This window comes from Streptosporangium sp. NPDC006930 (assembly GCF_040635605.1).
Lineage (GTDB): Bacteria > Actinomycetota > Actinomycetes > Streptosporangiales > Streptosporangiaceae > Streptosporangium.
Window position 1 is genome coordinate 1 of sequence record NZ_JBEYID010000012.1, and the last position, 23,712, is coordinate 23,712.

Consider the following 23,712-nt stretch of genomic DNA (forward strand, 5'->3'; position numbering starts at 1 on the left):
GCCGCCACCACATCATCGGCACCGTCACCATCCACATCACCCGCGGCGACCCGCTCACCGACCTGCGACATCGTCCACCCACCGGACTCATAATCGGCCGCACGCGCGAACGACGACCCATTGGACGACCACCGCCAGATCGTCATCGACCCATCACCGTCATCACGCATCATCGCCGGAGCCTCGCGCGAGGGGGTGGGAGAGGTGGAGCAGTTGCGGCTGGTGACGTTACGCGAGGTCTGGTTGTTCGCTCCGCCGTAGGCGACGCCGTTGAAGGTCGGCCTGACCCGTTCGGAGCCCGCGAATCCCCAGGATGCCTCCCCGTTGCCGTTGGAGTCGTATCCGAGCTCGAAGTGCAGGTGCGGATGCCCGTTGGAGGTCGGGCCGGTCTTGCCGACCTTGCCGATCGTCGTTCCCATGTTCACCCTCGCCCCGACCGAGACGGCACGGGACTCCAGGTGCAGGTAGGTCGTGTAGTAGCCGCCGCCGTGATTGATCTGGATCACGTTGCCGGCGTTGCTGTGGTAGAAGGACTGGTTCACCGTCCCGGCGGCGGGGGCGATCAGTGTGGCGCCGTCGGTGCCGTGCTGGTCGGGTTCCTTGACCATGTCGAGCGCGGGGGCGTGCGCCCAGGTGTCCAGCCGCCACTTCTGGTCACAGGGGAAGGGCAACTGCAGATTCGGGGCTGCCGCCGCGGTGGCAGCGCTCGCTGTGGCGAGCACGCCGAAGGCCGCGACGAGCACGGCGGAGATGCCTGCTCGTAAGAAAGCGGATATGGACATGAGGCTCCTAGCTGGGGATCGACCGCACCGGCCGATCTCTCGTCGAAGAGAGGCTCGGCATTCGTCTGTGCGTGGGATTCCGGCGATCGGCCGGAGGGGGGACGACGTCCACGAAGCGTCACGGTGATCTGATGCCGCAGGTCGTAGCGTCGCGCGAGTCGCGGTGACCAGGCAAAAGTGCCGAGTCACCATGTGTGGGACAGCGGGTTCGGAAAGCGTTGGTTGCTCTGTGTGAACGTTGCCTTCATGAAACCCGGCGTCCGATCAACGCACCATGACGTTCAGCCGGACATTGAACCGGACGTTGATCACGACATATGGTGTGGAATCACATCCGGTCAGGGGAAGCGTCAGACGTGGGGGACGCGTCCGAAAACTGACCACTACATATCGCATGGGCATTCACATCTGATCACGGGAGGCATCAGACGTGGAGGACGTGTTTGGCGTGCTGCTTCGACGCCATCGGCTCCGTGGGGGCCTCACTCAGGAAGCGCTTGCCGAACGTGCGGGCATCAGTTCCCGCTCGGTCGCCGAACTGGAACGGGGGCGCGGCCGAAGTCCGCGGCCCCGTTCACTGGAGCAGCTGGTAACGGCGCTGGATCTGGCCGGCCAGGAACGGGAGGAGTTTGTCGCCATCGGCCACTCGCTGTTCTGGGCCAGCCGGACCGGCCGACCGGACCGCAGCCCTCAGACAGAGAGCACCCCCGCCGCCAACCTGATGTGGAGGCAACTCCCCGCAGACCTTCCCGACTTCGTCGGCCGCGACGAGGAACTCGCCCAGCTGGCTGAAATCCTCGATCCCGGCAACCGCAACCCGAGGCTGGCGGTGCTCTCCGGGCCACCGGGCATCGGCAAGACCGCCCTCGCCGTACACGCCGGTCACCGGTTCTCGTCGTGGTTCCCCGGCGGGCATCTGTACGCGGCACTGCGCGGCGCCACCGCCGATCCCGTCGACCCCGTCGAGGTGCTCGCCCAATGGCTGCGGACACTCGGCGTGCACGGATCGGCCCTGCCCACCGGTGTGGACGCGCACGCCGCGCTGTTTCGGGACAGGCTGGCGGTGCAACAGGTGCTACTCGTCGTCGATGACGTGGGTGGATACCGCCAGATGGAGCAGCTGCTGCCGACCAAGGATGTCGCGGTGGTGGTGACCAGCCGGTTACCACTGACCGGCCTTCCCGGCGTCTCCTCCATCGACCTGCGGCCGCTGCCCGGGCCGACGGCCGTCGAGCTGCTGTGCCGGGTGGCGGGCGAGGACCGGGTACGTGCCGAGCCCGAGGCCGCGCTCGACCTGGTCTCGGCGTGCGACGGACTGCCGCTCGCCGTCCGGATCGCCGGGGCGCGGCTGGCCGCACGCCCCTACTGGATGGTCGAGACCCTCAACGAACGGCTCGCCGACGAACGCAAACGACTCGACGAGCTGCGCCACGGCGACCTGGCCGTACGTCCGGGACTGCACCTCGCCCATCAAGGACTCACCCCCACCGCCGCCCGGGTGTTCGCGCTGCTCGGCGAGCTGGGGGTGCCGTCGTTTCCCGAGTGGTCGGTGGCCGCCCTGCTGGGCGTCGATCCGGCCGTGGGAGCCGCCGTCCTCGAAGAGCTGATCGACGCGCGACTGCTGGAGGCACTCGGTCCCGACCAGGCGGGCCAGCTGCGATACCGGTTTCACGACATCACCCGGTTGTACGCGCGCGAGCGGCGGGAGTCCGAGATCGACCAGACCGAATGGACATCCGCGCTCGACCGTGCCGCCACCGGCTGGCTCGCCCTGGCCAGGAAGGCTCAAGAACACCTGGACTCCCCGCGCTTCCACCTCGACGACAAGGACCACCCGGCGACCATCGTCGATCGGCGGGCGGCGGCCGTCGCCGCCGAACAGCCCGTCGAATGGTTCGAAGCCGAGCGGGAGGCGTTGGCCGCGCTGATGTCGGCCTGCGCACAGGCGGGCCTGGCCGCGACGACGCGCTGCCTCGCCGGGTGCGGCGCCGATTTCTACGAGCTGCGCGGATACTACGACGACTGGCAGCGGGCCCTGAGGGTGGCGCAGACCGCCTGCCGACGGGCCAATGATCGTTTGGGTGAGGCGACGATGCTGCGCGGGCTCGGCCACTACTTACGGTACCGACGGGAGCTGCCGGAACTCCGTAGCGGGTGGCCATCGCCTCCATTCGCAGGAGGCGACACCCCTCCTGATCGTCCTGATCGGAGTACGCCCGCCCCAGACCGGCCGCGGCTCTCAGGGCGGTGAGGCGTTCGAACAGGATCGCCCGGGAGGTCGGCCGAGCCTGCCTCTGAAACGCTCGTTCGGTGCTCGGCAGGGCACGTCAACGTCCGGCTTGGAAGTCAAAACCGTTCGCGGTGAATGAGCCGGCGGTGTGCCTCCTGCATCTCTTTCGGCAGATCGTGTGGCGCGAACCATCTCGCCTCCAGGATCTCGAAATCGTCGATTTCGAGCGTTCCCCCGACGAGTTCGGCCTCGTACGCCACCTCCAGGCGGAGCTTGTAGCCGCTCTTCAGGTGGACGAGCTCTCCGACGTCGACCTTCAGGCCGGTCTCCTCGCGCACCTCGCGGCGGACCGTGTCCTCGAAGGTCTCCGACCTGTTCGCGCACCCGGTGGGCAGCCCCCACTGCCTGCCCACCGGCCAGAAGCGATGCTTCAGCAGGAGCACGTTGCCATCCGCGTCCCGGACGATCCCGGTCACCCCGACCGTGAACTTGGCGTGCCGGAGCCAGAGGATGCGCCACTGGAGCGAGCCGTTGACGAGCCTCCAGAGCCGGACGATCAGCTTCTTCACGGGGTAGGTCCCATCTGCGGGTCGGCGCCTGTCTGAGGGCTGGACGCTATCGGGAAAAGACGATGCGGCGCCGTCACTCGGCCCCGTCTCGTACGAGACCGACGGCGATTCGATCGGGTTCGCCCCGCTGGACATCCGGCACCTGACCGGGAGGTCTCCGTCGTGGGCCGGCAGTCCCCCGCCACGGACCGGGATCGCCCTTCGGCGAAACCGATCGACTCTCCAAGCTTGATCACGTTAGCGTGGCCGCATGCTCGAACCGCGCACCGACCGTCTCCTGCTCCGCCAGTGGCGAGACTCCGACCTGGCTCCCTGGGCCGCGATGAACGCCGACCCCGAGGTCCGGGAACACTTCCCGGACCTGCTGACGCATGAGCAGAGTGCCGCCTTCCTCACCCGCATCCAGGAAGAAATCGGCAGGCGGGGCTACGGGTGGTGGGCGGTGGAGGTCGTGGCGACCGGTGAGTTCGTCGGCTTCACCGGCCTGAGTCCGGTCGAGGGCATGCCGTTCACCGGCGTGGAGATCGGCTGGCGGCTGGCGCGCTCGGCATGGGGCCATGGCTACGCCACCGAAGCCGCCCTGGCCTGCCTGACCTTCGGTTTCGAGACCCTCGAACTGCCGGAGATCGTCGCGATGGCGACCACCACCAACCTGCGGTCCCACGCGGTGATGCACCGGATCGGCATGACCCGTGACCCCGACGCCGACTTCGACCACCCAAACGTGCCCGACGGGCCGCTACGCCGACATGTGCTGTACCGGATTCGCCGATAAGGCGCCGGCGATCGGTCACCTGGCGAGGTTAGCGCCGCTAACCGCGCGAAGTGCCGTGTCCAGCGCGCTCACCACCACGTCAGTGTGGGCTGGCCCCGATGTGAACTTCTTATCCCGGCTCATCTCAAGACCGTTACTGGATGCACAAAACCCCCGATCGGTGACCGATCGGGGGTTGCGGTAGCGAAAAGGACGAACTCCTATTCGCCATTAAGGGATAACCGAAAACGGCTCAATCCCGGCAATCAGCTCAGAGGGTCGAAGTCTCCCGCCTTGACGCCACGAACGAAGGACCGCCACCCGGTGGAGGTGAAGAGCAGGTGGGGGCCGTGCGGGTCTTTGCTGTCGCGGACCGCGACCGCGCCCGGCAGGTTGGCAGCGACCTCGACACACTGGCCGCCGTTGTCTCCGGAGAGCGACGACTTCCGCCATACCGCGACACTCAGATCCACTCCTGTCTCCTTCCTGTGAGCGATTCCCACGCTCCGGAGCGATCAGACCAGGCGGTCGAACTCACCGGACTTGATGCCACCGACGAAGGCCCGCCACTCACCGGGAGTGAAGAGCAGGTTGGGGCCGTGAGGATCCTTGCTGTCACGGACCGCGACCGCGCCCGGCAGATTGGCGGCGACTTCGACGCACTGGCCACCATTTGGACCAGAAAGCGATGACTTCCGCCACACTGCATTGCTCAGGTCCATCCCTGCCTCGCTTCCTCGATCATTTTGAGGGACATGTGCTCAGGATAAGTCCATCGCCGTAACGCTTCATACTGACTTTTGATGGAAACTACGAATTCGTACTCGGTCGTAACCTGCCCCTGCACCGAGGAGTCCGCGTGGATGGTGTCCGGCTGACCACCCGGTAGTTCAGCGATCATGAAAGCGCCGGACATGCCCGCTATGCACTGCGGATCGACAACTTGTATGGAGATGGTCGGCCGTTTAGCCATCTCCAGCAAGTGATCAAACTGTTCGCGCATTACTTCTGCGCTTCCAACCCTGCGATGCAACACTCCTTCATCGATAAGAGCTGTAAACAGGGGGGAATCTTCTTTCTCAAGGACTTCCCTGCGTCGCACACGTGCCTGTACGCGCTCCTCCAACTCGTCAGGAGTGAGCCGAGGGCTATAGCTGAGCACATGCCGGGCGTAAGACTCGACCTGAAGGAGCCCAGGGACGAGCAGTGGATCCCATGAACGCATGGTGATGGCGAACGGCTCGACCTCCTTGGTCCAGCTCATGAACCAGACCGGGCCGCCGTGTCTGGCCACGATGTACTCGCGCAGGTCCGTGAAGTACGTGCTGCCGTTAGTGCCGAAGAGGGCGTCCAGGCGCTCGGCGTCGGACTTGGACGGGGTGCGGGCGGCGCTCTCCAGGCGGCTCACCTGAGTCTGGGTGCAGCCGAGGCGTCTGCCCACGGCGGCCTGGGAGAGCTGGGCGGCCTCGCGCAGGCGGCGCATCTCGGCGCCGAAGCGCGCGCGGGGGGAGCCCGGGTCCGGGGGGATCTCGTCGCTCATCGCATTCCTCCTGAAATAGAGAAAAACGGATTTTTGGTTATAGCGGCGATTCCAGGCCCTGGTATGAGGAAACCCTCGCCCGACATTCCAGAGCATCCACCGGGGTGTCGATCCGGCCATGAATCCACCTGCCACGCGGGCAATCTAATCACACGTCTTCTCGGAGAGACAGGACGAAAAAGAAAGCATCCTCATACTTTTAAATCAGGGGCGAGAACGAGTGATGAATGATCAGAACGGTGACCTTTCACGCCTCGACCGTATTCGTCGTACGCATCCGGAGGACAGGAGCGTCACGGCGGTCGAGCGGCGTGCGCGATTCGTTCACCTGACCCGGCTCAGCTGGGATCTGCACGGGCTCGGGGTGTGCACCTCGCTGGTCCTTCCGGTGGCCGGGCAGCCGATTCTGGAGATGCACACCGCGACGGGCGCGACACCGGTCAGGATCACGGTCGTCCGGCGCCACTGCGGCTGGGCGTTCGTCTGGCGGCCCTGGTGGGCACGGCTGTGGCAGCGCGGGGAATGGGTCTGGGCGGAGGCCGACAACGCGGCCGACATGATCATGTCGGCGGTGACCGCATGAGGTCCGAGCGGGAGACGCAGGGGGAAGAGAGCGACCGCTCCGGGCATCGCGGTGACGGGACTTCAACGATGTCACCGGCGGAAGCCGGGCGTCACGACACGATGCCGTGGGCGGGTGGGCCGTACAGCGCTTGGCGGCAGGTCTTTCCCTGCCGGGTGGCATCCGTGCCGGAGGTGCGGGCCTGGGCGCGGGACCTGCTGGCCGGGCGCGTCGCGGCCCCGGTGCTCGACGACGTACTGCTCCTGCTGAGCGAGCTGGCCACGAACGCGGTGGCCCACTCCGACTCCGGACGCACCACGGACGGCCGCCTCACCGTCTACCTGGCCCGCACCACCACGCTGGTCCACGTGGAGGTCACCGACGACGGCTCCGCCACGAGCGCGCCCGCCGTACGCGTACCGGAGGCCGACGACGACGGCGGGCGAGGGTTGTGGCTCGTCGACCTGCTCGCCACCGAGTGGGGATCCCACCACGACGGCACGGGCAGGTCGGTCTGGTACCAGGTCACGGGGTAGTGCCCAGGGTCGTGGAGGTCAGCACGTCGAACGGGTTGACGACGGACACCCAGTGTCGGATAAATCCCTGTTTCTTCGACTGACCAGAGTTCAGTGGAAATCGACTTCCCGGGGAAGGTCCCGGTTTCGCGGGAAATCCATGTCGTCGTCCCAGTCGGGAGCGGCGAGAAGGAATCGCCTGAAGTCCGGAGCGTCGCTTTTTGGGCGGCATTCGGCGATGTCGATGGCGTCGGCCGCCCGCCCTCCGTGCCGAGTGACCATTTGAGGGCCTTCACTCACCGCGTGACCTCGTTGAAGCTCCATTTCACCCCCTGATTCCACCATCCGCTCACCGACGGCTCCTGCCGAGCCTGTCCGGACGCAGAGTAGTCACAGAATGAGGTCATGCGGGTGACCTTCGTAATCTTCCACCTCGGACCGCAACCGTCCGGTTCCAGGGAGCGGCTCCCTGGAACCGGAAGGGCGGTTCGAGTGAGTGGTCAGTTGTCCCAGGTGGCGTTTTTCAGGATGGTGGCGAGGCCGGGGGTGGCCCACTGGTCGATGATGAGGATCTTCGACTGGGGCAGGTACCACTCGCGCTGCTTGAACGTCGACTTCTGCTCGCCGCCGCTGTAGGTCACGCACCGGCCCGGCCAGACCCGGTAGTGCGCCTTGTGGGCCACCCCGATGTTGCGGTAGCCGACCGCGATCGCCTTGCCGATGACCTGGCCGTATTTGGGGTTGGTCGCGCAGGGCACCACGTCGGAGGCCGGGTAGAACGGCCCCTGGTCGGGGTTGTAGCGCCTGAAGCCCTCGGCGCCGGACTTGAGGGCCTTCGGCCCCATCACCCAGAAGCTGTCACATTTTGGCTGGAAGTAGCCGCCGTTGGGCCGCGCACAGGCACCGGTCACCACCCGGACCTGGTCCGCGGTCCCGTACACCCGCCAGGAGTTCGGGATCTCCAACGTCAAACCGCCGCGCAGCCGGAGCAGCGCGGTGGAGGAACTCGCGGACGCGGGGAGCTGGGCCGCCAGCACGGCGGCTCCGGCGACGGCGGCCAGCGTGATCGTTCTCTTCATCATGGTGGCGATGCTATTGATCCCGACTTGCGGGGGATTTGCATATCTCTTGCGATGGGAGTCTCGCGGCGGAAACGGGCCGTTCCCGCCGCACATGAGCTTCGCCCTGCCGGAGCCGGGAGGGAGTGCGGCGACGCGGCCGACAGCCCCGAATGTCCGGTTGTGAGGGAGGTCATACCTCGATCGTCTCGCCGATCCCTGCTCGCACGTGTTTACGATCATCGTTGTCGCAGTCTCGCCCCCAGCAGGAGCTGACCACTTGCCAGACCGAGACCGGGTACGTTCTCTCCTCGAAAACCCCCTCCTCGAACGGTTCATCATCGCCGTCATCGTCTTCAACGCCATCACGATCGGCGCCGAGACCTCCCCCTTCCTCATCGAGCGGATCGGGGGCCTGCTGCACGTCGCCGACCGGATCGTGGTCGCGATCTTCGTCGTCGAACTCGCAGCCCGCCTGTACGCCTACCGTGGCGCGTTCTTCAGGGATCCCTGGAACTGGTTCGACACCGTCATCGTGGCCATCGCGCTGGTGCCCGCCTCCGGCCCGGCCTCGGTCCTGCGGGCGCTGCGCATCCTGCGCGCGCTGCGGCTGGTCGCGGCCGTTCCCAGCATGCGCAAGGTCGTCAACGCCCTGCTCGCCGCCACCCCCGGCATGGCCTCCATCGTCGGACTGCTCGCCCTGGTGATGTACGTCTTCGCCGTCCTCGCCACCCAGCTGTTCGGCGAGGTGGCCCCCGACTACTTCGACGAACTGCCCACCTCGCTGTTCAGCCTGTTCCAGATCATGACGGGCGAGGCCTGGCCCGACATCGCCGATCAGGTGATGGACGAAATCCCCTGGGCCTGGACCTTCTTCGTCATCTACATCCTGATGACGACCTTCGTGGTGCTCAACCTCTTCGTCGCCGTGGTGGTCAACGCGATGGACGACTACAACACCTCCGCCGAGGAGCAGCGGACCGAGGACAAGCTCAACACCGTGCTGAAGGAGCTCTCCCGGCTGAACGCCACGGTCGAGGCGATGCGGGCCCCCGGCACAACGAACACTGCGAACGCGGTGGACGCGGTGGACACAACGGACATGACACCTACACCTCGGCAGGAATCGTGCACCTGTGACCTCCGCGCCAGGTGAGACACGTTTTTCTTACCTGCCGATCCGGCATGGGACATCGGGAACCCGGGCCACGGAGTGATCGTTTCCATCTCGACCGTCACACCAGACAGAGAGAGGAAACCGTGATCTTCAAACGGATGCTGGGGGCCTTCGGGGTCGGAGCTCCCTCGGTTGACACCGTGCTGGCCGCGCCCAGGGTGCGGCCCGGCGAGCTCCTGAGCGGCGAGGTGCGTGTCAAGGGCGGCGACTTCGACGCCGACATCGAGTACATCGCCCTCGGCCTGGTCACCAGGATGGAGTCTGAGCACGGCGAGGGTGAGCAGACGGGCCTGGTGGAGTTCTTCCGTACGCAGGTCAGCGGGCCGTTCCGGCTGCGCAGCGGCGAGGACAGGGTGGTGCCGTTCCAGCTGCCGGTGCCGTGGGAGGCCCCCGTCACCGAGGTGATGGGCCAGCGCCTGCACGGCATGGTCATGGGGGTGCGCACCGAGCTCGCGATCGCCGCGGCCGTCGACAAGGGCGACATGGACCCGGTCGAGATCGCCCCGCTCGTCTCCCAGCAGGCCGTGCTCGACGCGTTCGTGCGGCTCGGCTTCCACTTCAAGAGCGCCGACCTGGAGCACGGTCACCTCTACGGTGTCAGCCAGCAGCTGCCGTTCTACCAGGAGATCGAGTTCTACCCGCCGCCCGCGTACGCCGGGCAGATCAACGAGGTCGAGCTCACCTTCGTCGCCAGTCCCGTGGGTCTGGACGTCATCGTGGAGGCCGACAAGCGCTCCGGCGGCTACAGCTCCGGTGGGGACGCCTTCGGTCGCTGGCAGACCAGCCACGACGAGGCCCCGCGCCGTGACTGGGCCGCCGAGATCAACGGCTGGCTCGCCGCTCTGTCCCAGCACGGGCACGGCGGCTTCCACTCCGGCGGCCACGACCCCTACGGCGGTCACCACGACCCGTACGCCCACCAGGGCGGCGGCCACTACGGCGGTCACCATGGCGGCCATCACGGTGGCCACGGCAGCGGGCCTGGCTGGGGCGGCGTCGCCGCGGCCGGGGCTGCCGGTGTGGTCGGCGGCTTCGTCGCCGCCGAGGTCGTCGACGAGATCTTCGAGGACGACGAGGGCGAAGACGAGTAGTGAGACCTCGGTGAGATCAACCCGTTGATCTCGGTTGATCTCACCGGAGAGGCCACACCGCCGACAGCCCGTCTCGCCCGCGCAGCGGGGCGGGCCACGCGTCGTGGTTTCCTCAGTACCTGCCGCAGGCGTAGCCGGTCAGGGTGCCGGTACGGGCCTTTTGAGCACCTCCGCCAGGAGTGAGAAACTCTCGCCGCCCCGACCCGCGTCGATCGCCTGCCTCGCGACGGCGTGGGCGGCGTTCATCACGCCGGTGTCGATGCCCCGGGCGCGGGCCGCATGGATGATGTGTTCCATGCTGGCCGCGGCCGACACGATGGTGGACTCGTCGCCCGGGTGCTCGCCGTTGTCGACCTGCTCCGCGAACTCGTCGATGATGTCGGGCAGCAGGGCGCCGATCCCCTTGGCGAGCGGAGCGAGGTCCCTGGCGGCGATGTTCTCGGCGGACGCCAGTGCGAAGGCGTGGACGAGACCGCTCATGGACGTCCAGAAGAGGTCGAGCAGGGCGAGGTCGTGCGCCGCCGCCCTTCCGGGATCCGCACCCAGGTACGCGGAGGTGCCGCCCAGGCTCGCCAGCGCCCGCTGATGGGCGCGGTGGATCTCCTCAGGCCCGCTGTACAGGACGACGGCCGCCGGTCCGCCGATGGTCTGCGTCGGGGTCATGATGGCGCCGTCGAGATAGTCGACGCCGCGCTCGGCGGTCCACGCGGCCATCCGGCGCGCGTGCTCCGGGGTGTCGGCGGTGAGGTTGACCAGGGTGCGACCCTTCAGCGCGTCGGCGGCCGGTTCGACGATCGCCCGCACGGCATCGTAGTCGATCACACAGGCGATCGTGAGCGGGCTCGCCGTGACCGCGTCGGCGACCGTGTCCGCGCGGGTCGCGCCCCGCGCGACGAGGGCTTCGGCTTTCGCGGCCGTGCGGTTCCAGACGGTCGTGGGATGGCCGTTGCCCAGGAAGGCTCCGGCCAGCGCCTGCCCCATCGGTCCCAGGCCGAGGACCGTCACCGGTACGGGATGGTCGTGGGTCATCTTCTTACTCCGATCCGAGGTCGTTCGATCCGGCGTCCGAGCCCTTCGCGGGGTCCGTACGGAGCAGGTCGATCAGGGCCGAGAGGCCGTCGCCGCCTCTGCCTGCGGCGACCCCCCGGTGAAGCAGCGCTCCCATGGGCTCAAGCAGCTCGGTGCCGATGCCCTGGTCCCTGCCGGTCTCCAGCAGGTTGACGAAGCCCGTCGCCTGCATCTCCAGGTTCGAGACGGTGGCCGAGTGGTCGTTCGTGTCGTACGCCTTCGCCATGTTGGGCAGGCCGGCGATCATGGCGTTGAGCCAGGAGACCACCATCGGCGTGAACTCCGTCGCCGGGACCTTCTCCGAGCCGGCGAGGGCGACGGCCTGGAGGAAGCCGCCGAACATCCCGTACATCGCGCTGAGCAGGGCGATGTCGTAGAGGGCCGCCCGGCCCGCGTCCTCGCCCAGGTAGCTGACGGTGCCCGTCGCCGACAGGGTCCGCTCGTGGGCGGCGAAGGCCCGGGGCGATCCGCTGCAGAGGACGAGCGATCCCGGACGCCCGATCATCGGGGGCACCGCCATGATGCCGCCGTCCAGGTAGTCGGCGCCCTGGGCGGACACCCAGCGGGCCAGTTCGCGCGCCTGGCGGGGGGTGCCGTTGGTGAGGTTCACCAGGGTCCGGCCCGCCAGGGCTTCGGACGCGGCCGGTGCGCTGAGGATGTCGCGTACGGCGGCGTCGTCCAGCACGCAGACCACGACGAGCGGGCTCGCGGCGATCGCCTCGGCGGCGGTGGCCGCCTCGGTCGCGCCCCGCTCCGCGAGTTCCCCGCCTTTCCCCGCCGTACGGTTCCAGACGGTCGTGGGGTGGCCGTTGTCCAGGAAGGCTCCGGCGAGCGCCTTTCCCATCGCCCCCAGGCCGATGACTGTCACCGGCGGGCGGCCGTCGATATTCATTTATCCCCCTGTTTCATACGGTGTCGGCATGCGAAGGTCCCAGGCCCGGATTTCTTCGTGACCCCGGGGCTGGGACGTTTTGATGCTGTCGCGCCGCTGAAACTTCCTCAAGTACCTACTATTTTGTCAGGTACTAACCTTTTTGTAAGTATGGGGAGCCGGATGAAGAAGCAGACCTACTCGTGCGGGCTCGACGCCGCCATCGACGTCGTGGGCGGCAAGTGGAAGGCGCTGATCCTGTGGGCCCTCCACTACAACCCGCTCCGGTTCGGAGAGCTGAGGCGGAGCGTGTCGGGCATCAGCGAGAAGATGCTGATCCAGCAGCTGCGGGAGATGGAGTCGTACGGCCTGGTGCACCGTGAGGTCTACCACCAGGTTCCGCCGAAGGTGGAGTACTCGCTCACCGAGTTCGGCCACTCGCTGAACGCCGCGCTCATCCCGCTCGGCGACTGGGGCGAGTCGCACATGGAGACCATCGAGGCCCTCCCCCGCCCCTGACCGTTTCCGCTGTTCCGTCTCGTCGGCACGCTCGCCGGGAGAGCCCCGACCCGCGCGGGACGGGAGCCCACCGGAAGCCTCCGGACGGAACGGGAGCTCACCGGGAGAGCCCGTACGGGACGAGAGCTCACCCGGAGAGGCCGCGCGGGACGAGGGCTCACCGCAGGAGCCGGGACCCGCACGGGCGAGAACTCACCGGGAGACTCCCGCCCCGGCCGGGACGGGACGCTCGGCGTGCACCAGCAGGTCGCTGAGGACCTCGCCGAGGATCTCCACGCCGTTCCTGGTGAGCACCGACGCGGGGTGGAACTGCACCGAGACGAAGCCGGGGCCGCGCAACGCGTGGACCTCGTCGCTCGACACCTCCCTGAACACCTCCACCATGCCCTCGCGCTCCCGGCAGGGGAACCGGTCGGCGGAGCTGCGGGCCGCGAAGGTGTTGTAGAAGCCCACCAGCTCCGTCCGTCCCATGAATTCGATCTTCCGCTGCACCCCCTGGTTGGGGAACGGATTTCGCCTGATCTCCAGCCCGAGCAGCGTGCTGAGCACCTGGTGGCCAAGGCAGACCGACATGAAGGGGATGCCCAGCTCAAGGAGGCGCAGTGTCGTCTCCCTGAGATGGGCGATCTTGGGGTCGGCGTGGTCCCTCGGATCCCCCGGACCGGGGCCGACGATGACCAGATCGTGCTCCTCCAGCCGGTAGTCCTCGTCGAACCGGCGCACGCTGACCTCGCACCCCAGCGCGGCGAGCTGGTGCCTCGCCATCGCGGTGAAGGTGTCCTCGGCGTCGATCACCAGCACCCTGCGGCCGACCAGCCTCGGCACCAGGTGCCTCCTGCTGTCCGGTCCCTCGAACCAGAACCCGGCGAGCGGCGCGTTCCGTTCGATCAGCGCCCGCCGTACCTTCGGATGGACGCTCATGTCCACCACCGGGGCGGAGGCGCCGATGCCGCCGCCCGGCGCGTGGCGCAGCGCCTCCAGCAGCCCGGCCGCCTTCGTCCGGGTCTCCTCCGCCTCGGAGGCCGGGTCGGAGTCGCGGACCAGCGTGGCGCCGACGGAGATCCGCATCCGGCCCGACGCGTCGATGTCGGCGGTGCGGATGACGATCGCGGAGTCCAGCGCCCGCGCGCCCGTCTCGTCCCGGCCGATCAGCGCGACCATGCCCGCGTAGTAGTCCCGGCCCTCCGGCTCGTAGCGGCTGATCACCCGGCAGGCGCTCTCCAGCGGACCGCCCGTGACCGTGGGCGCGAACATGGTCTCGCGCAGGATGTCCCGCACGTCCAGCGAGCTGCGCCCCTCGATCAGATACTCGGTGTGCGCCAGGCGCGCCATCTGCTTGAGGTAAGGGCCGACCGTGCGACCACCGAGGTCGCACACCCGGCCCATCATCTTCAGCTCCTCGTCGAGCACCATGTAGAGCTCGTTCGCCTCCTTGCTGTCGGACAGGAAGCCGAGCACCCCGCACACCTCGGGGCCGTCCGCCGGATACCGGTAGGTGCCGCTGATCGGATTCATCACCACGGTGCCCGCGTCGAGGGTGATGTGCCGCTCCGGTGAGGCGCCCACGAAGGTACGCCCGCCGGTGTGGATCACGAAGGTCCAGTGGCAGCCGGGGTCCCTGCCGACCAGCCGCCGGAAGAACGCGAGCGCCGTGCGGGTCGACCAGTTGGTGATCTCGGCGGAGAACGACCGCTTGATGACGAAGTTCGCGCCGGTCCCCCGGCCGATCTCCTCCGACAGCACCCGGCGCACGGTGGCCGCGTACTCCTCGTCGTCGGAGTCGAAGTCTCCCTCGCCCAGCTCGATCGGCCCGTCGGGGAGCCGGTCGAGGATCTCGCTCATCGGCAGTACGGCCTGGTCGACGACGGTCATCGCGAGCAGCGGGGCCTCGTCGTCGGGGAACGCGTACCCGCGCTCGCCGATCTGGCGGTACGGCAGCATCGCGAGCACCTCGTGCCGGGCACCGGCGCTCCGCGAGTCGTCGTCGGAGGGAAGCGGGATGTCCGCGATGCGGCTCACCTCGGTGGTCTCCCCGATGAGCAGGTCGAGCCGGTCCGCGCCGGTCGAGCCGGGACGGTGCAGCAGGGCGAACGGGGGCGCGTCCGGACCGAGGATCCGGTCGAGCAGGGTCGTCTCGCTCCTCATGTCGGCTGTTGTTCCGGTCATCGCGCCGGCCTTCGTCCGGGTCGTCGGTTCGGCCCCTGTCCGGGTCGCCGGCCCGGTCACCGTGCCGCTCCTTCCAGGGCCGCCTCGTGCAACGCCACCTCGTTCAACGCCACCTTGTCCGCGACCGCCTCGTCCAGCATCGCCAGCGCGGACCGGGTGGACAGCGTCACCGAGCATCGCGACGCCACGTAGTCCAGCGCCTGCCGGTGGTACTCCCGCGAGAAGTCGGCCACCGCATCCGCCACCACGAAGGTCTGGATGTCCTCGGAGAAGCCCTCGTGAGCGGTCATCAGGATTCCGACGTGGGCGTACACCCCGCAGATCACCAACTGGTCGCGACCCCGCTCGCGCAACAGGTCGAGCAGGCCGGTGCGGCAGAACGCGCTGGGCCGCCACTTGGTGAACACGACGTCGGGTCCGGCGGGGGCCACCCGGTCCAGGATCATCCGGTGCTCGGGGTCGGTGCTCATTCCCGAGCCCCAGAAGTCCTTGAGCAGGCCGCGCTGCTCGTCGGTCATCCCTCCCGGCTGGGCGGTGTAGACGACCGGCGCGCCGAGCGCGGCGAAGCGCGTCCGCAGGGCCACGACGTTCTCCACCAGGTCGGTCGTGGGGGCCTGTCCGCGCGGGAACGGGCTCAGGAAGTAGTTCTGCATGTCGTGGACGAGCAGCACCGCGCGATCGGGATCGACGGTCCAGCGCGCGATGTTCTCAGGCAGTTCGTCCTCGGTCGGCATGGGATAGGAGTCGATCGCCGGGATCGCCATGGTGTGCCTCCGTTCTTCGTGAAGTATCGGGTTCCGGCCTCGGCGGGCCGGGGTCGTGCTCAGTTGCCGAGGGCGGCGCCGCCGTCGACCGTGAGGTCCTGCAGGGTGATGTGCGCGGCGCGGTCGGAGAGCAGGAAGAGCACCGCGTCGGCGACGTCGGCGGGCCGCGCCAGCCGTCCCATCGGGATGCCGACCCGGAAAGTCTCCGGCGCGCCCTCGATGGAGATCCGCAGCGCGTCGTCTCCGTTCCACAGGGAGGTCAGCATCGGCGTGTCGGTGGAGCCGGGGGCGACGACATTGCACCGGATCCCGTGTTTGGCGAGTTCCAGCCCCAGGCACTTGGTGAAGCTGCTCGCCGCCGCCTTGGACGCCGCGTAGGCGGCCATGTTCCAGCGCGGGGTCCTCGCCGCGTTGGAGGCCAGCGTGACGATCGCCCCGGAGCTCCGGGGGATCATCCGGTTCGCCACCGCCCTGCTGACGTGGAACACGCCGGTCGCGTTGACCGCGAACGTGGTGTCCCAGTCGTCGTCGCTGAGCGAGGCCCCCGCGCCGACGCGCAGTACCCCGGCGGCGTTGACCAGGTAGTCGATCGGTCCCAGCTCGCGTTCCGCCCGCTCCACCATGGCGTCCACCTCGGCGCTGGAGGCGACGTCCGCGACGAAGCCCCGGACGCGGTGCCCGGCCTCGGAGAGTTCCTTGACGAGCGGGTTCAGTGCCTCGGCGTTCGCGTCCACCGCCGCGACGGCGACGCCCTCGGCGGCCAGCGCCCACACCACCGCCTCGCCGATACCGCCTGCCGCCCCGGTGACCAGGGCTGTTTTATCGCGCATCGGTCATGCCTCCTCATCTTCGTGCCGCGCGGGTTAGCGTGGCGACCAGGTCGGGATCGACACCGAGACAGCGCACAGAGAAGGTTCCGAGTGCCTCAAGGTAGTCGGCTTCGAGTTCGTCCTCGTCGAGACCGGTGGCCCTGCCGCCCTCCACCAGGGTCCGGCCCGCGACGATCACGGTGTCCACGTCCGCCGAGCCGCCGAGGGCTAGGAAGCTCTCCAGCGGGCGCGGGTTGAGCAGGTAGCGCCAGTCGTCGGCGGGGACGAGCAGCAGGTCGGCCTGCTTGCCGGCCTCCACGCTGCCGATCTCCTCCGCCCAGTCCAGCCCTCGGGCGGCTGTCCGGGTGGCCATCGCCAGCGCGTCGGTCGGAAGCACCTCGGTCGGGTCGGCGTACATCTCGTTGTAGATCTGCCAGGTGACCCGCATCGCCTCGGCCATGCCGCCGATCGGCAGCGCGGCGCCGTCGGTGGAGAGCGAGACGTCCAGCCCGGCGCGCCGGAACTCCGGGATCACCCGGGTCTCGGTGAGCGAGGACTCCCCCGCCGGGCCGTACTTCGCCGGCGAGTGGCTGATGTGCGCGTTCGCCGCGACGAGCATCTTGCGCTCGTCCTCGTCGGCGAACGCGCAGTGCACCGCCATGAACCGGTCGGAGAGCAGGCCGAGGTCGGCGAACCTGCGTACCGGGGTCGTGCCGTAGTAGCTCCGCATCACCTCGGCCTCGTTGCGCAGCGCGCCGACGTGCGTCGCGAACGGCACGTCGTACCTGGCGACGAGTTCGGCGAGACCGGCGCCGAGCTCGTCGGTCATGTTGACCCCGTAGACCGAGGTCGGCCTCGCCCGTACCAGCCCGCTCGTGTCCTTCTCGCAGGCGCGCAGCAGGTCCTCGATCCGCCGCAGCACCACGTCGGCGTCGCGGGTCCTGCGGAACCGCGACTCGCCGGGGGCGCACACCGCGTCGCTCGCCCAGGTGCTGACCGAGCACCGCATGCCGAGGTGGCGGGCGGCCGAGGCGAGTGCCTCCGGCCGGTTGAACGAGCCCACGTCCCCGAGGGTGGTCGCGCCGGAGCGCAGCTGGGTCCACATCGAGTAGCGGGCGATCGCCTCGGCCTCCTCAGGGGTGAGCCGGTCGATCTGGTCGTGGAAGGAGTCGAAGACCATCGAGATCTGCCGGAGGTCGCCGCCCAGCGCCATGAACGCGGGCTTGTCCTCGCGGTCGGCGGCGGGCCGCAACGCGCCCTTGAAGGGGAACCGCATGGCGAACAGGTCGTGCCAGTGCGCGTTGACGAAGCCGGGCAGGATCATCTTCCCCCTGGCGTCGATCGTGCGCAGGTTCTCGCGCTGCCGGGGCTCCAGGACGGCCTCGACCTCCTCGGTGCTCCCCGCGGCGACGATCCGCTCGCCCTCGACGAGCACGGAGCCGTCGGGGACGACACGCGCCTCGGCGTCGGCCGGGTAGAGGCAGCCGCCCCGGATCAGCAGCGCGCTCATCGGGCGGCCTCTCCCGTTTTCACCTGCCGGGCCTCCCAGGCCGCGTGCAGGTGCCTCTGCCAGGCGTCGACGGTCGGCTCGGCGGCGAGCTCGCCGAACTCCACGGCGATACCCTGCCGGCGCCACCGGGTGACGAGCCGCATCATCTCCAGGGATCCCAGCCCGAGGAAGACGAGATTGGCGTCGCCGGTGATCTCGCCGGGTTCGGTTCCGACGATCGTCGCGATGGCCCGCCGCAGGTCGTCGGTCGTGGGCGGTGCCGAGATATCGCGTTGCATGTCTGGTTCACCTTTCCTGGCGTGCGAGCGGGCGCACGAGGGTCTTCTCGTGTTCGGGGATTTCCCGGTGGTCGGGGGCGGACGGCGCGGGCGCCCAGTCGCGGGACAGGGCCGGGTCCTTCGCCGCGGCGGCGAGCACCTTCTTGTCGATCTTGCCGAGCGGGGTGAGCGGGAAGTCGTCGACGAACTCCACGCGGTCCGGCAGCTTGAACTCGGCGAGCCCGCGCTCGTGCAGCGCCCGCTTCAGCTCGGCCAGCGCCGGCTTCTCACCCCGGTGGACGACGAACGCGTAGATCCGCTCGCCGAGGAACTCGTCGGGCACCGGTACGACCGCCGCCCTCGCGACCGAGGGGTGGGTGAGCAGATGGCCCTCCACCTCTCCGGCCGAGATCTTGTCTCCGCCGCGGATCACCACGTCCTTCAGCCGTCCCTCGATGACCAGGTTCCCCTCGGGGGTGAGCCGGGCCAGATCGCCGGTGCGGTAGAAGCCGTCCTCGGTGAACGCCCGCCGGTTGTGCTCCTCGGCGCGGTAGTAGCCGCGCAGGGTGTACGGGCCGCGGGTGAGCAGCTCGCCGGTGACGCCCGGGGGCACCTCGGCGTCGTGCTCGTCGACGATCCGCACCTCGTCGGCCGGTGAGATCGGCCGCCCCTGGGTCTGTACGACGGACTCGGGGTCGTCGTCCTTCCTGGACATGGAGAGCAGTCCCTCGGCCATGCCGAACACCTGCTGGAGGCGGCAGCCCAGCTCGGGCTCGATCCGCGCGGCCAGCTCCGGCTGGAGCCTCGCCCCACCGATCTGCAGCACGCGCAGGCTGGACAGGTCCGCCTCCCCCCACGCCGCCTCCTCCAGCCAGAGCTGCGCCACGGTGGGGACGACCGAGGTGATGGTGACCCGCTCCCGCTCGATCGCGCGGAAGCAGTCCTCGGCGACCGGGGTCTCGACGAGCACGACCGTGCCGCCCCGGCCGAGCGTGCCGACGACCCCCGGGCAACCCCAGGTGAAGTTGAACTCCACCGGCAGCGCCGCCAGGTAGACGTCGTCCGCGCCGAGCTCGCAGACTTCGGCCACCGCTCCCGTCTGGTACGCGTAGTCGTCGTGCGTACGCGGGATCAGCTTGGGCAGCGCGGTCGTCCCGCCGGAGAGCAGGAAGAACGCCACGTCCGAGGGGTCGCTCTCCGGGAGCGGGATTGGGTCGGCGTCCACCCGCGCGAGCGGGATCACCGTCCCACCGGCCGTGCCGGTCTCGTCGCCGCTCCCCGAGTCGCCCCCCTCTCCGGTCTCCGCGTCCAGGACGAAGATCTGGCGCAGGCTCGCCACCTCGTCGGCCATCCGCAGGGCGAGCGCGGTGTGGTCGAACCCGCGATAGACGCCGGGGACGACGTATCCGGACGCGCCGGACAGCTCGCACAGGTGTCTGATCTCGTTCGCCCGGTGCGACGCGAGGGAGAAGACGGGCTTGGCGCCCGCCCTGAAGAGCGCGAAGGCCACGACGACGAACTCGGGGACGTTGGGCAGTTGCAGGACGATCCGGTCGCCGGGCTCGACCCCGAGGCGGTGGAATCCCGCCGCCATCCGGTCGATCCGGTTCTCCAGGTCCCGGTAGGACAGGCGCAGCTCTCCCGCGACCAGTGCCGTACGGTCTCCGAACGCGTGGGCCCAGCTCCTCGGGAGGTCGCCGAGGCGCTCTCCGCGCCAGATGCCCTCACTCCGGTAAAGGGTGGCGAACGCCTCGGGCCACGGTGTGCATCCGTCAAGCATCTACCGGCCTCCGTTCTCCGGCTCGCGGTTCTCCGGCCCGTGGTCGCCGTCTCGCGGCTCGTGCCCCGGGCGCCTGTGGTCGTCGTTCTGGATCTCCTGGTCCTCGGGCTCGTGGTCGTCGTTCTGGAGCTCGTTGCTCTCAGACCCGCGGCTCTCGGACTCGTGGTCGCCGGGCTCGTACGGGGCGATGATCTCCAGGACCACGCATCCGGCCTCCATACCGGGGGCGCTGCCGATGAGCAGCACGTGGTCTCCGGGGACGACCTGTCCGCTCGTCCACAGGTGCTCCAGGCCGATGAAGGGGTCGGCGGCGCCGGCGTGCCCGATCCCCCGGGTGAAGTCCCACAGGCCCCGGTCCGCGTCGATCTCCAGGGGGTCGAGGAACATCGCCTCCAGGGAGCCCCGCGCGAAGCCGGTGTGGCAGACGCGGGTGACCTTCTCCATGGAGATCCCGGCCTCATCGAGCGCCCGTTCGGCCGCCTCGGCGACGCACTCGCCGAAGTGCCCCATGGGGGGCGCGATGCCCGCCGCCCACTGCCTGCGCCAGTAGTCGCTGCGCTCCTCGAAGTTCAGCGAGCGGCCGATCGTGACGCCGGGCGGGAAGATGACCTCCCCGCCCCGGTGCAGTTCCTCCATCCCGGGGTTGGAGACCGTCCCGAAGGCGAGCACCCGGGCGAAGCCCCCGCGCCGCGAGACCACCGCGGCGGCGCCGCCGTCCGCGAGCAGGAACATCCTGGAGGCCCGCCACCGGTCCACCTGCGGGGCCGAGAAGTTGTCGCCCGCGGTCAGCAGCACCGCGTCCTTGCGGTCCCTGCCACGGTCGGCGATCAGCCGGTGCGCGGCCATCTCAAGGCTCGCGATCATGCCGAGGCAGCCCTGCCGGATCTCCAGGGCGGTGATCGGCCGGTCCAGCGTCCTGCGCAGCACGTAGTGCGGCGCCGACCAACCGTCCGGCCCTTGGTGGTAACTGTCACTGTGCAGCAGCGCGCCGAAGTCGTCGGGACCGTGGCCAGAGCGGCGCAGCGCGACCTGGGCCGCGCGGGCCGCCATCTCCGGTGCCGGCGTCTCGCCGGCCACCATCACGGCCTCCATCCCGGAGGCCTCGCGGTCGGCCCGGTCGTACCAGGACTTTTCGACCGCGTGCTCGGTGGTCACCACGGGGGGCAGGTACGTGCCCACCCCCGCGAGGTAGATGTCGTCGACCCTCATCGCGCGCCGCCCCCCACGGCGGAGAGCAGGTCCGCGTCCAGGTCGGCGGAGTCGGCGAAGTCGGCCGCCAGGGCGCCTCTCCCGCCGGCGGGAACCAGGTAGCGCGCCACGCTGTCGAGCTTCTCGCAGGTCTCCTCGAACTCCCGCTCGGGAGTGGACTGCCCGACGATGCCGGCCCCGGCGCGCAGCCAGGTGCGGCCGTTCTGGCGGTAGGCGCTGCGCAGCACGAGTGCCGCGTCCATCTCGCCGTTGTGGTCGACGGTGAGCACGGCCCCGCTGTACAGGCCCCGCGACTCGGGCTCGTGCCTGCGGATCGTGGTGTACGCGGCCTCCTTGGGCACGCCGGACGCGGTCACGGCGGGGAAGACCGCGCCGAAGGCGTCCCACGCCCGAAGGCCGGGGGCGAGCTTGCCGGACACCTGGGAGGCGAGATGCTGGACGCTGCCGCGTTCGCGGATCGCCATGAACTCCGGCACCTCGACCGAGCCGGGCACGCAGACGTCGACGAGCTCGTCGGTGCCGACCTTCACCGAGATCGCGTGCTCGTAGATCTCCTTGGCGGAGGCGAGCAGGTCGGCGCGCAGGCTCTCGTTCTCGATCAGGTCGGAGGTGAGCGCCCTCGTCCCGGCGAGCGGCTGGCTCACCACGCGACCGTCCGCGGACACCTTGACCACGATCTCCGGGCTGAACCCCGTCGTCTCCACGCCACCGAGGTTGAGCAGGAACGACCGCGCGGGGTTGTTGCCCCGGCGTCCCGCGAGGTAGGTGGCGATCAGGTCGATGTCCTCGTCGACGTCGACGACCCGCGACAGGATGACCTTGTGCAGGTCGCCCTGGTTGATCTCCTCGACCGCGAGACTCACCGCCGTCCGGTACGCGTCCTCGCCGTGTTCGCGCACGTCCAGCGGCTTCGGCTGCGCCTCGGAGGTCACCGTGGGGCTGGAGATCGTCTCCAGCAGCGCGGTCAGCGTCTCCTGGTCGGCGGCGCGGAGGTGGGCGTGACCGTCCTCGATGCGGACCTCGGCCTTCGGCACCACGAGGTGCAGCAGCCGGTTGTCGCCGACGTGGTCCAGCTTGCCGTCCTTGGCGTAGGAGAGCTCGAAGGTCGCCCAGCCGTAGGCGCGCCAGGCGGGGACCTTCACGATGTCGAGCAGCCGGGCCACCTGGTGCAGGGGCCGGTCGCTCCAGGGCAGGACGACGTCGGGCTCGTTCTCCTGGGTCAGCCGGGCACCGGTGCGGTCCAGCGTGACCTCGGCCCGCGCGCCTGCCGCGTAGGACCATTTCCCTCCGCTCTCGTACACGACGTACTCCGCGTACGGGCCGGAGGCGGCGAGCCTGGCCGCGACCCGCGGCGGCTCCTCTGAGAGGGGGACCTGCGTCTCGAAGTAGTGCAGCCACCTGTTGGAACTCATCTGCGGGCATCCTTTCCTGGCCGTGAGAAGCCGGCTCTTTTTGTTACCAGCAATTACGCTAAGCCGGTAACAAAATCAGGACAATGGGCCCGCGATAAGACATCCTTTTCAGGATGCGAAGACGGAATGGCGAAGAAGAAAACAGGAGAGGCGGAACGGTGACCGGGAAAAGGGTGGGAGAACCGGAGAAACGCGAGGTCGCGGCCGGTCGGATCCAGCCGGCCTGGCCGACCAGAGGCCGGTCGGAGGCCGGTCGGAGGCCGGTCAGATCCAGCCGGCCTCGGTGGCGATACGGATGGCGTCCACCCGGTTCCTGGCGTTCAGCTTGGTGACCGTCTTGGTGAGATAGTTGCGCACGGTCCCGACGGACACGTGCATGATGGCCGCGATCTCCGGCGGCTCGGCGCCACCCGCGGCCAGCCTCAGGACCTGGACCTCACGTCCGGACAGCGGGTTCTCCCCGACGTCCCACGCGGTCAGCGCGAGCTGCGGGTCGACGATACGACGCCCCGCGGCCACCTCTCGGACCGCCTGGGCGAGGCGTTCCGAGGGCGTGTCCTTGAGGAGGAAGCCGGACACCGAGACGGAGAGGGCGCGCCGAAGGGTGCCGGGCCTTCCCAGGCCGGTCAGGATCAGCGTCCGGCAGGTGGGCAGCTTCGTGTGCAGCTCCTCCGCCGCGGAGAGACCGTCGAGCACGGGCAGGTCGACATCGATGATCGCGACATCGGGGCGTGTCTCGAGCGCGGTCGGCACGATCCTGTCCCCGCTGCCCACCTGGGCCACCACCGTGAGGTCGGGCTCGATGTCGAGGAGGGCCGCCAGCGCTCCGCGCACCATCGGTACGTCCTCGGCGAGGAGGATCTTCAGCACAGCGGCACTCCTGTCCGGACTTCGGCTTCAGGACGAGAAACGACACCGGACGCGACAGGGTCTCTCGATCTCGCAGGTGATCCCGCGATCGTCCTCACGGGCGGCTCGGCGACCAGCCTCTCGATCGACCTCACGAGGCGATTCCCATCCATATACGCCTCACCACTGTTCGATCAAGCCTACTGGACTCACCGATCTT

The 23,712-nt window shown here is 69.0% G+C and carries 24 protein-coding genes; 7 read left to right on the forward strand and 17 right to left on the reverse strand.

Annotated features, from left to right (window positions below):
* The coding region (locus ABZ664_RS21325; RefSeq protein WP_362512347.1) for a M23 family metallopeptidase at positions 1 to 782 on the reverse strand (782 nt) is incomplete at its 3' end.
* Positions 783 to 1,212: 430 nt separating this feature from the next.
* Here ABZ664_RS21325 and ABZ664_RS21330 point away from each other — a divergent pair.
* Positions 1,213 to 3,033: a helix-turn-helix domain-containing protein gene (locus ABZ664_RS21330; RefSeq protein WP_362512350.1), complete on the forward strand. Its 1,821-nt coding sequence runs from the start codon at positions 1,213 to 1,215 to the stop codon at positions 3,031 to 3,033.
* A gap of 95 nt (positions 3,034 to 3,128) precedes the next feature.
* Here ABZ664_RS21330 and ABZ664_RS21335 read toward each other — a convergent pair whose 3' ends face one another.
* A complete protein-coding gene (locus ABZ664_RS21335) occupies positions 3,129 to 3,581 on the reverse strand; it encodes an NUDIX domain-containing protein (protein ID WP_362512353.1) in 453 nt (150 codons plus the stop codon).
* Between the two features lie 250 nt (positions 3,582 to 3,831).
* On the opposite strand from ABZ664_RS21335, the gene ABZ664_RS21340 reads away from it, so the two are divergent.
* Positions 3,832 to 4,356, forward strand: a complete 525-nt coding sequence (locus ABZ664_RS21340; RefSeq protein WP_362512356.1) for a GNAT family N-acetyltransferase — start codon at positions 3,832 to 3,834, stop codon at positions 4,354 to 4,356.
* A 245-nt stretch (positions 4,357 to 4,601) separates the two neighbouring features.
* Here ABZ664_RS21340 and ABZ664_RS21345 read toward each other — a convergent pair whose 3' ends face one another.
* Genes ABZ664_RS21345 through ABZ664_RS21355 form a run of 3 tightly spaced genes read right to left on the reverse strand, consistent with a single transcriptional unit; the run spans position 4,602 to position 5,875 of the window.
* Positions 4,602 to 4,808 carry a DUF397 domain-containing protein gene (locus ABZ664_RS21345; protein WP_362512359.1) on the reverse strand — a complete coding sequence of 69 codons (207 nt, stop codon included), beginning with the start codon at positions 4,806 to 4,808 and terminating at the stop codon, positions 4,602 to 4,604.
* Positions 4,809 to 4,850: 42 nt separating this feature from the next.
* Positions 4,851 to 5,057: a DUF397 domain-containing protein gene (locus tag ABZ664_RS21350; RefSeq protein WP_362512361.1), complete on the reverse strand. Its 207-nt coding sequence runs from the start codon at positions 5,055 to 5,057 to the stop codon at positions 4,851 to 4,853.
* Positions 5,048 to 5,875: a helix-turn-helix transcriptional regulator gene (locus ABZ664_RS21355; RefSeq protein WP_362512364.1), complete on the reverse strand. Its 828-nt coding sequence runs from the start codon at positions 5,873 to 5,875 to the stop codon at positions 5,048 to 5,050. Before ABZ664_RS21355 ends, ABZ664_RS21350 begins: the two co-directional genes overlap by 10 nt.
* 223 nt (positions 5,876 to 6,098) lie before the next feature.
* Here ABZ664_RS21355 and ABZ664_RS21360 point away from each other — a divergent pair, with 223 nt between their 5' ends.
* Together ABZ664_RS21360 and ABZ664_RS21365 are read left to right on the forward strand one after the other, a co-directional pair.
* Positions 6,099 to 6,458 carry a hypothetical protein gene (locus ABZ664_RS21360; RefSeq protein ID WP_362512367.1) on the forward strand — a complete coding sequence of 120 codons (360 nt, stop codon included), beginning with the start codon at positions 6,099 to 6,101 and terminating at the stop codon, positions 6,456 to 6,458.
* Positions 6,459 to 6,613: 155 nt separating this feature from the next.
* Positions 6,614 to 6,973 (forward strand): ATP-binding protein, encoded by a 360-nt coding sequence (locus ABZ664_RS21365; RefSeq protein ID WP_362512370.1) that lies wholly within the window; start codon positions 6,614 to 6,616, stop codon positions 6,971 to 6,973.
* A gap of 479 nt (positions 6,974 to 7,452) precedes the next feature.
* On the opposite strand, the gene ABZ664_RS21370 is transcribed toward ABZ664_RS21365, so the two are convergent.
* On the reverse strand, positions 7,453 to 8,034 hold the full coding sequence (locus tag ABZ664_RS21370) for a hypothetical protein (RefSeq protein ID WP_362512373.1): 582 nt from the start codon (positions 8,032 to 8,034) through the stop codon (positions 7,453 to 7,455).
* Between the two features lie 256 nt (positions 8,035 to 8,290).
* On the opposite strand from ABZ664_RS21370, the gene ABZ664_RS21375 reads away from it, so the two are divergent.
* Together ABZ664_RS21375 and ABZ664_RS21380 are read left to right on the forward strand one after the other, a co-directional pair.
* On the forward strand, positions 8,291 to 9,166 hold the full coding sequence (locus tag ABZ664_RS21375; protein ID WP_362512376.1) for an ion transporter: 876 nt from the start codon (positions 8,291 to 8,293) through the stop codon (positions 9,164 to 9,166).
* Between the two features lie 104 nt (positions 9,167 to 9,270).
* Positions 9,271 to 10,278, forward strand: a complete 1,008-nt coding sequence (locus tag ABZ664_RS21380; protein WP_362512379.1) for a sporulation protein — start codon at positions 9,271 to 9,273, stop codon at positions 10,276 to 10,278.
* A gap of 138 nt (positions 10,279 to 10,416) precedes the next feature.
* On the opposite strand, the gene ABZ664_RS21385 is transcribed toward ABZ664_RS21380, so the two are convergent.
* Complete coding sequence (locus tag ABZ664_RS21385) at positions 10,417 to 11,307, reverse strand: NAD(P)-binding domain-containing protein (protein WP_362512382.1); 891 nt, start codon at positions 11,305 to 11,307, stop codon at positions 10,417 to 10,419.
* Positions 11,308 to 11,311: 4 nt separating this feature from the next.
* Positions 11,312 to 12,238 carry an NAD(P)-binding domain-containing protein gene (locus ABZ664_RS21390; protein WP_362512385.1) on the reverse strand — a complete coding sequence of 309 codons (927 nt, stop codon included), beginning with the start codon at positions 12,236 to 12,238 and terminating at the stop codon, positions 11,312 to 11,314.
* 162 nt (positions 12,239 to 12,400) lie between these two features.
* On the opposite strand from ABZ664_RS21390, the gene ABZ664_RS21395 reads away from it, so the two are divergent.
* Positions 12,401 to 12,736 carry a helix-turn-helix domain-containing protein gene (locus tag ABZ664_RS21395; protein ID WP_362512388.1) on the forward strand — a complete coding sequence of 112 codons (336 nt, stop codon included), beginning with the start codon at positions 12,401 to 12,403 and terminating at the stop codon, positions 12,734 to 12,736.
* 192 nt (positions 12,737 to 12,928) lie between these two features.
* Here the strand turns inward: ABZ664_RS21395 and ABZ664_RS21400 are convergent, their stop codons facing one another.
* From ABZ664_RS21400 to ABZ664_RS21440, 9 genes are all read right to left on the reverse strand, one after another.
* Positions 12,929 to 14,902, reverse strand: a complete 1,974-nt coding sequence (locus ABZ664_RS21400) for a chorismate-binding protein (RefSeq protein ID WP_362512391.1) — start codon at positions 14,900 to 14,902, stop codon at positions 12,929 to 12,931.
* Positions 14,903 to 14,958: 56 nt separating this feature from the next.
* Positions 14,959 to 15,666, reverse strand: a complete 708-nt coding sequence (locus ABZ664_RS21405; RefSeq protein ID WP_362512394.1) for an isochorismatase family protein — start codon at positions 15,664 to 15,666, stop codon at positions 14,959 to 14,961.
* Positions 15,667 to 15,725: 59 nt separating this feature from the next.
* The gene (locus ABZ664_RS21410) at positions 15,726 to 16,496 is read right to left on the reverse strand and encodes a 2,3-dihydro-2,3-dihydroxybenzoate dehydrogenase (RefSeq protein ID WP_362512397.1); all 771 of its coding nucleotides are present in this window, start codon (positions 16,494 to 16,496) and stop codon (positions 15,726 to 15,728) included.
* A gap of 13 nt (positions 16,497 to 16,509) precedes the next feature.
* Positions 16,510 to 17,985: an amidohydrolase family protein gene (locus tag ABZ664_RS21415; protein WP_362512400.1), complete on the reverse strand. Its 1,476-nt coding sequence runs from the start codon at positions 17,983 to 17,985 to the stop codon at positions 16,510 to 16,512.
* Positions 17,982 to 18,263 (reverse strand): phosphopantetheine-binding protein, encoded by a 282-nt coding sequence (locus ABZ664_RS21420; protein ID WP_362512403.1) that lies wholly within the window; start codon positions 18,261 to 18,263, stop codon positions 17,982 to 17,984. Before ABZ664_RS21420 ends, ABZ664_RS21415 begins: the two co-directional genes overlap by 4 nt.
* 7 nt (positions 18,264 to 18,270) lie before the next feature.
* A complete protein-coding gene (locus tag ABZ664_RS21425) occupies positions 18,271 to 20,022 on the reverse strand; it encodes an AMP-binding protein (RefSeq protein ID WP_362512406.1) in 1,752 nt (583 codons plus the stop codon).
* Positions 20,023 to 21,231, reverse strand: coding sequence for a ketoacyl-ACP synthase III family protein (locus ABZ664_RS21430; RefSeq protein ID WP_362512409.1), 1,209 nt, complete (start codon positions 21,229 to 21,231; stop codon positions 20,023 to 20,025).
* Positions 21,228 to 22,643, reverse strand: coding sequence for a salicylate synthase (locus tag ABZ664_RS21435; protein WP_362512412.1), 1,416 nt, complete (start codon positions 22,641 to 22,643; stop codon positions 21,228 to 21,230). Before ABZ664_RS21435 ends, ABZ664_RS21430 begins: the two co-directional genes overlap by 4 nt.
* A gap of 264 nt (positions 22,644 to 22,907) precedes the next feature.
* A complete protein-coding gene (locus tag ABZ664_RS21440) occupies positions 22,908 to 23,513 on the reverse strand; it encodes a response regulator transcription factor (protein ID WP_362512415.1) in 606 nt (201 codons plus the stop codon).
* Between the last annotated feature and the right edge of the window lie 199 nt (positions 23,514 to 23,712).